Source organism: Bacillus sp. FAU20, assembly GCF_056033865.1.
The window spans coordinates 1-8,989 of record NZ_JBVYHY010000023.1 but is presented as its reverse complement, the minus strand read 5'-3'; the positions used below and the strand labels follow the sequence as shown (position 1 = coordinate 8,989).

The window sequence follows — 8,989 nt, the reverse complement described above, 5'->3', positions numbered from 1 at the left end:
GAACCAAGCAAGCTACAGAAACAGGGGGTGTTCCTTGGCACCTCGATGTCGGCTCATCGCATCCTGGGGCTGTAGTCGGTCCCAAGGGTTGGGCTGTTCGCCCATTAAAGCGGTACGCGAGCTGGGTTCAGAACGTCGTGAGACAGTTCGGTCCCTATCCGTCGTGGGCGTAGGAAATTTGAGAGGAGCTGTCCTTAGTACGAGAGGACCGGGATGGACGCACCGCTGGTGTACCAGTTGTTCTGCCAAGGGCATAGCTGGGTAGCTATGTGCGGAAGGGATAAGTGCTGAAAGCATCTAAGCATGAAGCCCCCCTCAAGATGAGATTTCCCATAGCGTAAGCTAGTAAGATCCCTGAAAGATGATCAGGTTGATAGGTTCGAGGTGGAAGCATGGTGACATGTGGAGCTGACGAATACTAATAGATCGAGGACTTAACCATATAATATGTAGCAATGTTATCTAGTTTTGAAGGAATATGCCTTCAATAGTTTGGTGATGATGGCAGAGAGGTCACACCCGTTCCCATACCGAACACGGAAGTTAAGCTCTCTAGCGCCGATGGTAGTTGGGACCTTGTCCCTGTGAGAGTAGGACGTCGCCAAGCAATCTTAAGACGAGTCAGAATGACTCGTCTTTTTTGTATGCTTTCATACCTCTCTTAATTGCCTGTTTAACTCCTTCTAAATAGGCGAATCCATGCCTTTTATCTGGTTCTAAGTAAGTACCTTCTGCCCATTCATTCCACGCATTAATAAATAAAAACTCGCTGTTGTAAAGAGAATAGGTACGATGAATTTGCTTACTTAAGTATATCGTGAACTTCTCAGGAGTAGAACCGAGAAAGATGCTGCTATTTAAGTCTTTGCGACGTGCTGTGTTGTCCCAGTCAACAAAGGCACCGGGAAATGTTTTTTTCTCTGGAGGAGATCGCTTTAGTATATACATCCAAACTTTATCATAATCCCAAGCGTTTATTTGTTTACCAGACTCATATATTGTCTTATTTATGTCTGGAGAGCTATCATGAGCAATTGTATAAAAAGGCTCGAATTGAATGCTAGCATCGAACCCATTTATATTAGGAAGTGGGAAGCTGTTTAATGTTTCTACAAAGTATATACCTTTCAAACCATTTTCTTGTGCGAGTGTATCCCAGTAATTAAGCATTTGCTCACAGCCAGGGATATGCCCAGGACGATAAATAATGAATAGGGGTTTATCATCTATACGAATATATCTTTCATCTTGGAAAGCTTGTAATAAATAGTCAAAGTGTTCTTTCCAATCCGATAACTCTCCATAATTTTGAGGCATTAATATATGGCTATCAAGACCATCCCAAGTTTTTGTCCACGGTTCATTTGCCCAAGAAAGGCAAAATGGAAAATCTGGTTCGCCCGTCTTAAGTACTTCATTAAAGGGTGTCTCCAATAGCCTTTTTCCTTTAAACCAGTAATGGTAATAACAAAAACCATATATGCCGTGTGCTTTGGCAATTTTTGCTTGCCATTTTCTTACGGATGGGTCCGTTAAGTCATAATAAAAATCTTGATAAGGTTCTCTAGGTTGATAATGTCCTGCAAATAAAGGTCGTGCACTTTTAGTATTTGTCCATTCAGTAAAACCTTTTCCCCACCATTTGTCATTTTCTTTTATTTGATGAAACTGCGGTAAGTAAAAAGCAATTATTTTCAAGGTATATCCTCCTTATGTTCTTTGTAGTTCAAAGTGGGGGGGAAGTTACTTTTGATTTTTTGAATCGAGTTTAAAGCGCTAGATAGGTTATTTACTTACTATTTTGTTGTGCTTCATATTGAATTCGTTTTTACAGTTTGCTCGATAGAGGAATCTTGGATCATTTAATATATGGCTGAGATGAAAAGTGATTTTCATTATAAAATTATGCGCATTACCATGTAGGAAAAGAGTTAATCTTTTTGGAGAACAAATAGGGCTTGGGGTAATCGGCTTGCGTCATCAAAAAAGTCCCGTAGCTTTAAATACTTCTCATAGTGATTTTTAATATAATTTCTAGGTATAACGGTTTCTCCGTAGAAGCTACTATTTCTAACATCTCCCGCTCCTGTAGGACTGTGGACAAAATTACCGCTTTCATAATCCGAGATGGCCCGATTTATATCTGGGAAAGCTTGTGATAAAGTTTTATGCCAACCCGTTTGAATGAATTCAGGGTGTTCCTTGAATTGTTGACAGTAATCGAGAAAATAGCGCGCTTGTGTTGTGGCTATGAAGATGCCACCTGGACGAAGAATTCTTGAAAATTCCTTTATCCAATTTTCTGCAGTTTCTTCGGATAAATGTGAGAATACAGAATAAGCGAATATGATGTCTAATGAATTGTCACTAATAAATTCTACAGGAGGTTGTGGATTGGCTGTTTTATATATTCCTCTTCCTAACGTTTCATTGCAAATGTTAATCATTGCGGGATCTACATCAATACCAAGTAAATTTTCATCGCGAACATCTTTGAAAAAAAAGCGTATAATTCTTCCCCATCCGCAACCAAAGTCTAAAATTTTACGTTCTTTATTCAAGGGAACACCTAAATTTTGGGCATATGTTTTTACATGGTTATAAAACAAATATGCTTCATAAAGAGCATGTTCATAGGAAGCTCCTACAAACTGTTGTTGAATTTCTTCGGGGGGGAACATAGGTACTGGGATACCATTTATCTTTGTTTGTGAGCAACTTTGTATAAATAGATTTAGAAGTTCAACGTCAGAAAGAGGACTAACAAGGTTATCAAAATCATTTCCTAACTTAAAGTTATTCATTTGTTAACCTCCAAATTATATAGTGCCTAAAAATTATGTTCGTGTTTTTTACTAATAAAAACATGTAGAAATTCAGCATCTAATCCTAGTGATCTATCCTTTTGTAAATAAACAATTGTATACATATTTGCATGTGTATAAATATATTCAATCATATCTTGGCCCCAATCAAATGTTACTAAAGCCCCCTTCTCATCAATAGGATTTCCATGATAAATTGGCTCTTCCATATACTCAATTCCTTCTTTATTGTTTCTTGCTCTTTGTAAAGTCTTTGGGAGTGTATGATACCAAGGGACGGTAAACACATGAGCGCCACCAGGCTTTAAGACACGTTCTATTTCTTTAAAGGCTTTCTCTGGCTCCATTACGTGTTCAAAGACATCTTGCGTAATGAATAAATCAAAAGATTCATTTTGAAAAGTCATGTTTTCTAAATTCTCACATCTAATTCCTTGAAAGTATTGACCAAGAGGATAGTTTTTAAAGTATTGAGAATATGTATAGTTTTTACAGTTTTTTATCAGTAGTTGAGTTGTAATCCCTCCTGGTGAGGACTCGTGGATATGATAGGACCCCCATTTTGGAAAAAATGTATTTAAGACATGAACTAAAGCTCGTTGCCTCGGTATAGAGTGGCATGTAGAACATAAATAGTGATCTCTAAGCCATTCATTATGCTCTATAAATGTAGCTTCCTTCTCACAAATAACGCAGTAGCCATTATTGTGCTTCAAATTACCTTCCACATGATATCCCTCCTGTATAAAATGCAATGTATTTCCCCCATTATTTTCATGGCAGTAATGCTCTCACCTTAAAATCCGGCTGGAGCAAAGAAGTTGGGTGGGATATGAACTGCCCGTAAACGTCCTCACTTTATGGATAGTATCAGACACATGTAAAACCAAAGAGAGTGGGTAGAAATTAGGGAAACCATAAAAGTAAGATTGGTAGAAGGGATTAATTAGTGGGGGAGAACCCCACACTAATTAAAGTTTCACTTTATGCTATGCGATACATTTGCTTTTATTCATTGAAAAACGTAGGGGTTTAAAATATCCCTTTCGTGTATGGATACATTTCAAAGTCCTTTGCATATATTTCTGTAACTAAATCCATTGTTTCTTTGTCATAAAAGCTTGCGTATGTTGGAAATCGGGGAAAGGCTTCATCTGTAATGCTAAGTTCTGCATAGCTTCCTGTATAAACCATCTTGTGAGCGCGATGATGACCTGAACTTGTAAGTTTGGTTAGGTCAGATTTAATCAAACCGTATTCGTTTTCTATTTTGGGAATTTGCTTATTAAAATCTTCTAAAGGTATATAGCGTTGGATAAAGGCTTCTTCACCTTGGACGTATTGTTGACTAAAGTGCATATCTATTACTTGGGAATTGGAACCAAGTGCTTGAACGTAATATAAAAATTGTTTGAATGATATTCCTTGCTTACTATGCTTGTCATTATAAAAACACTTTCGGATACTATTCCATTGAGGACTAGCATAAGGATTGTCAGCAAGTAATAAAAATGAGCTAACGGCCCTCTTATAGGGATTTCGTACGAGTTTACAAACATGTTTTTTGGCTTCTAGAAGACCGCTATGTACCGCTTGTATATAATTGGGGTTATTTTTATATACCCAGAATTCATAGTAATGAATAAAATCATTGTATTTCTTTGCTTCAGGAAATAATCCAATTTGAAAGAAGAACCAATTAGCTAATGCGGTACATCCGCTTCTATGACTCCAAAATAATATAAGGGGAAAATCCTTATGGAAATGCGGAATTCGATCTTTATGTAGAATGATGTACTCTAAAAACTTTTGATTTATATTTTTCATGAGTTTAACACTCCTTTTTTAAGGGTATAGAAGAGGATTTTTTATTAATCCAATATATTCATGAGAATGAGTAAATATTATGAGTGTATTTTGCTTTCGTCTTAAATAAGAAAGCCATTCTAAAAGGGAAATATAAAATAAAGATAATGAAAATGTATAAGAGGCATACAATTAATTATAAGAAAAGAAATAATAAAAGTGTCCAAGTTCATTTATTTGTATTTCTAGGTGTGATAAGCAAAAATCTTATTACTAGAGAGGATATTATGGGGAAGAATAATTATTTAATAGTAGGTGGAAATAGTTTCATTGGTATTAACCTCGCATTAGGTTTATTGAAACAAGGTCAAAATGTAAAAGTATTTTCCAGACATATAAATAATTTTCCTCAAAATCTTATAAGTGAGGTTGAATTTATTAAAGGTGATTTAGCAAATGTTGAAGATATATATAAGGCTTTAGTAAATGTGGATATTATTATTTATTTAGCTGCAACGTCTAATGTAACAACTTCAATTGAAGATGTTTTTGGAGATAGGAACAGTAGCTTTTTTTTTCTTAATTTCATGGAAACTGTTAAACGTTTCCCTATTAAAAAAATTGTATTAGCATCCTCTGGAGGCACAGTTTATGGTGAACCAGAATATTTACCTATTGATGAGAAACATCCATTAAAACCACTATCTCCTTATGGAATAACAAAAGTGTCGCTTGAAAATTATTTGTACTTTTATAAGAAAAAGTATGGAATGGACTATGTTGTATGTAGATATTCTAATCCATATGGAAAATATCAAAACCCGTTAAAGAAAGTTGGAGCAATAAACTGTTTTTTGTATCAGCATCTCAGTAATGAAAAGATTAATATATATGGGAATCCACAAGAGATTATTCGAGATTATATTTATATCGATGATCTAGTGGAAATCACTATACAACTATCACAATTAAATCGCTTGAAATCTTGTGTGTATAACATAGGGAGCGGCAAGGGTCTCTCTTTAAAACGAATTATAGTAGAATTGGAGAAATTAACGGAAAGAAAAGTGGACTTTATCTGCTATAAACAAAAGCAAGAAAATGTTCAAAAAATCATTTTAAATATAGATAGGGTAAGACGAGAATGTAATTGGGAACCGAAAGTGGATTTCAAAAGTGGAATTAGATTAAATAAGCTATGGATTGAAGAGTTCTTATATAGTAAAAAATAATAAGCCATGCCCTACTTCTGTATAAGTAGAGCATGGTTTATTATTTTGTTTCTTTTTGTATTACCCAAAGGTCTTGATGTTCCCACCAAAAACCTTCAGTGTATTTTTTGATGATAGGATTATAAGGTAATAATTTAATTTTGTCACATACGTAAGAGGGACTAACGATCGTTTGCCCGTATTGATGCACATCTAAATCCAGTTGTTCACTAGAGGGGAGAAACCAATAACCCTGTTTATTTAAATCTGGAAAGCCGAAGTACTTTTTACTTTGATATCCATGAGTTGTGAAAATGAATAATCCGCCAGGGGACACAGCATTATACAATGTTTGAAGCCAACGAAACCAAGTTGTATCAGGCATATGAGAAAAAAAGGATAGACCAAAAACGATATCATACGTAGACGATAATTTTACTTGTTCCGGCTCAGGGTGAGATAAGATAGATGAAGTATTTAATGTGCGTTCAATAAAACTAATAGCCTCTTCATGTATATCACAGGTAGTTATATGTAAGTTCGTTTGTAAGTTTAATAAATGGCGTGTTACGCAGCCATATCCGGATGCGAATTCTAATAATTTTGTTGGAGTGTCTACAGGAGGATAAAAGGAAGTCATTAAATCTAAGAGTGTTTCTGCTGATTTTCTTCCATCTTTAAAATAATAATCTATTGCTTCTTTTTTAGAAGGAAAGACTGGATTCGTGACCAGGAATTGGAAGATATGATCCTCCGGATGGATACTTGCATTTACATTGTAGTTCTGTGCAATTTGAGAAATCAAATCTTTATTTGCCTCTATAAATTCTTTCAAAGAGTAACCCTCCTTAAATAATAGTAATGTCTTACAAGAGATACTGATGGTAAAGAAAATATATAATTAAACCTTCAAATATGTTTTAAGATACTTTCTATATGCGTACATTTTCTTTTTTGAAATGTCGTCGATAGTAAAGGTTTCTTTAATGAAATTCTGCATTTGTACAACTTCACTGTAATGGGAATATGAATCTTCTGCTCTCGTTACGCTATTTGTATGTCGTCTATGATAGTTTAGAGGTTTTGGATTGAAATAAATGTTCCCCTCTTTAAGGATAGAAACATAGAAAAACCAATCACCGGCTATTTTAAACTGTTCCAATTGTTTTGCTGTTGTTTTTATATCTATGTTTTTAAAAACTACACTTGAGACATTAGGTATGGTGTTTTTGATAAGTAACGTATCTTGTATTTCATCTATCCCTTTTCGCACATAAGAACTCTGCCATTTTTCTTTATCAATATCATTTGTGTAATCTAAATAATGATTGGCCAATATATTTCCTTGTTCATCTATTTGTTTTGATTGTGTGTAGCTTAAGGCAACATCACTATCTATATGAAAACCTTGTATTACTTCTTCTAAAAATGTCTGATCACATAAGTCATCGGCCTCAGCAATCCAAATATAATCACCGGTTGCTGCAGAGACACCTTTTATCCATTGTTTAAATACAGAACCAGAGTTTTTATAATTAATAATCTGCTGAATTTTCAGGTGATGTTTATTTTCGTTTGAGAGCAGCTTTTCAAATATAGATACGCTATTGTCAGTAGAGGCATCGTCTAGGAAAATTAGTTCGTAAAGGGGATAGGTTTGATTTAATATTGATTTAACTCGTTCGGATAAGTATTTTTCGTAATTATAGTTCGGTACAATGACGCTTATTTTTTTATAATTATGCTCAAGCAAGTTTAATAATTGATAAATGTAATGAAGAAAGTTGAAATTTTTTTCAATAAGTTCTTGGCCAAAGGTCCCTTTTTGTAATCGTAAATCTTCATCCCCGATAAATTCGTATATTTTTTCCAGCATCATCGGTAAGTTTAAATAGTCTACTAATGCGCCAGTTTGTTCCGTAACAACATCTTCAAAACCTCCAGCGTTTTTAAACCCTATAACAGGGAGTTGTGTATCTAATGCTTCTAAAACCACGTTTGGGAAAGGATCTTCTCTTGAAGTTAATAAATATAAATCAGCCCCAGCGTTATATAAACCGATATCTGGAGTAGGATCCACTAATGTAAAATGTGCTGTATATCTTGGTGATAGCGTGTTTAAAAAGTGAACATCTGTTTTCCCAACCCAGATAAAATGAATATTTTTATGAATCTTTCTTACTGAGTAAGCAATAAGTGAGAATAAATCTATCCCTTTTCGATGATCAGCGAAGCCTACCCCCAAAATGATTTTGCTATCTAGAGGCAGGTTGTGTTTTTTTCGTAATTCGTTTCTCGCTTTTGCAATATTGTTCTTATAAGGATTGTGGTTAAACAAACCTTGAGGGAGGATGTGGCACTTTTGATGATCTAATTGGGTGATTGTACGGAACTTTTCATACACGTATTGTGAAGGGAAGACAATTTTGTGAGCAGACTCGGCAATTTTTATCGCTTTTCCCTCAGCAGAGTACTGTTGTATTAAATGCGGCAATTCATGTATTAATGAAATAACTTTTATATTATGTTTAGCTAGTAATGCAACTATATCACCACTTATGACGGTACTACATATGGCGATGGTATAGTCTTGTGATAATAACTTCTTTATTAATGATTCGATCTTTTTGTCCGTTGGGTAGTCTTCCTCTAGGCAATAAACAGGACCATACTTTTGAAAGTCGTGGATTAAAATGCCCGTTCCAATAGAAATAATTGCGACGGAGTAATGAAAGTTTTCTTTGAGAGCTTTAATAGTATGTAAAGAAAGCAGCTGTGCTCCGTGGAAATGGGCATCATGGGATACATAAATGATTTTCTTATTAACATGCATTTCATAACGCCTCCTAAGGTTAATTAGATTTTTAGTAAATGTATGGTGTATTTATAATTTCTAGAGAGAAGTCTAAATAAAAAAGCTACTTTTAATATATATTTGTTTGGCTTGATATTCATTCTTTAGAAAGTATAAACTGTCGATTATGAAAGGGACTGCGCTAGTTTATTAATCTTTAGGGAAGAAGTATAAAAATACCCTTCATAATTTATAAAATAAAAAGGATAAAAGGTATTGACGATTAGAGTATAGAGGTGTAATATAGAACAAGTCGCCGATGACAATAACGTCGCAAGCGACAAACTAAATGA

The 8,989-nt window shown here is 34.7% G+C and carries 7 protein-coding genes and 2 rRNA genes; 3 read left to right on the top strand and 6 right to left on the bottom strand.

Annotation, left to right across the window (positions count from 1 at the left end; genetic code table 11):
• Together AC0OM3_RS20360 and rrf are read left to right on the top strand one after the other, a co-directional pair.
• Positions 1–442 (top strand): 23S ribosomal RNA (locus tag AC0OM3_RS20360); the annotation flags it as partial.
• Between the two features lie 49 nt (positions 443–491).
• A 5S ribosomal RNA gene (gene rrf / locus AC0OM3_RS20355) occupies positions 492–607 on the top strand.
• A gap of 14 nt (positions 608–621) precedes the next feature.
• On the opposite strand, the gene AC0OM3_RS20350 is transcribed toward rrf, so the two are convergent.
• From AC0OM3_RS20350 to AC0OM3_RS20335, 4 genes are all read right to left on the bottom strand, one after another.
• The gene (locus AC0OM3_RS20350; RefSeq protein ID WP_474212845.1) at positions 622–1,698 is read right to left on the bottom strand and encodes a glycosyltransferase WbsX family protein; all 1,077 of its coding nucleotides are present in this window, start codon (positions 1,696–1,698) and stop codon (positions 622–624) included.
• A 233-nt stretch (positions 1,699–1,931) separates the two neighbouring features.
• Complete coding sequence (locus tag AC0OM3_RS20345; protein WP_001058686.1) at positions 1,932–2,804, bottom strand: class I SAM-dependent methyltransferase; 873 nt, start codon at positions 2,802–2,804, stop codon at positions 1,932–1,934.
• A gap of 26 nt (positions 2,805–2,830) precedes the next feature.
• Positions 2,831–3,553, bottom strand: coding sequence for a class I SAM-dependent methyltransferase (locus tag AC0OM3_RS20340; RefSeq protein ID WP_046945641.1), 723 nt, complete (start codon positions 3,551–3,553; stop codon positions 2,831–2,833).
• Positions 3,554–3,857: 304 nt separating this feature from the next.
• The gene (locus tag AC0OM3_RS20335; protein ID WP_000790062.1) at positions 3,858–4,652 is read right to left on the bottom strand and encodes a sulfotransferase family 2 domain-containing protein; all 795 of its coding nucleotides are present in this window, start codon (positions 4,650–4,652) and stop codon (positions 3,858–3,860) included.
• 266 nt (positions 4,653–4,918) lie between these two features.
• Here AC0OM3_RS20335 and AC0OM3_RS20330 point away from each other — a divergent pair, with 266 nt between their 5' ends.
• A complete protein-coding gene (locus AC0OM3_RS20330) occupies positions 4,919–5,863 on the top strand; it encodes an NAD-dependent epimerase/dehydratase family protein (protein WP_000517674.1) in 945 nt (314 codons plus the stop codon).
• Positions 5,864–5,903: 40 nt separating this feature from the next.
• Here AC0OM3_RS20330 and AC0OM3_RS20325 read toward each other — a convergent pair whose 3' ends face one another.
• Positions 5,904–6,677, bottom strand: a complete 774-nt coding sequence (locus AC0OM3_RS20325) for a class I SAM-dependent methyltransferase (RefSeq protein WP_000657498.1) — start codon at positions 6,675–6,677, stop codon at positions 5,904–5,906.
• Positions 6,678–6,743: 66 nt separating this feature from the next.
• Positions 6,744–8,675 (bottom strand): glycosyltransferase, encoded by a 1,932-nt coding sequence (locus AC0OM3_RS20320; RefSeq protein WP_474212841.1) that lies wholly within the window; start codon positions 8,673–8,675, stop codon positions 6,744–6,746.
• Positions 8,676–8,989 lie beyond the last annotated feature (314 nt).

Bases quoted from the DNA above. Each gene is read 5' to 3' on its own strand.
- AC0OM3_RS20345 (WP_001058686.1), bottom strand. From the start codon at position 2,804: ATGAATAACTTTAAGTTAGGAAATGATTTTGATAACCTTGTTAGTCCT.
- AC0OM3_RS20335 (WP_000790062.1), bottom strand. From the start codon at position 4,652: ATGAAAAATATAAATCAAAAGTTTTTAGAGTACATCATTCTACATAAA.
- AC0OM3_RS20330 (WP_000517674.1), top strand. From the start codon at position 4,919: ATGGGGAAGAATAATTATTTAATAGTAGGTGGAAATAGTTTCATTGGT.
- AC0OM3_RS20320 (WP_474212841.1), bottom strand. From the start codon at position 8,675: ATGCATGTTAATAAGAAAATCATTTATGTATCCCATGATGCCCATTTC.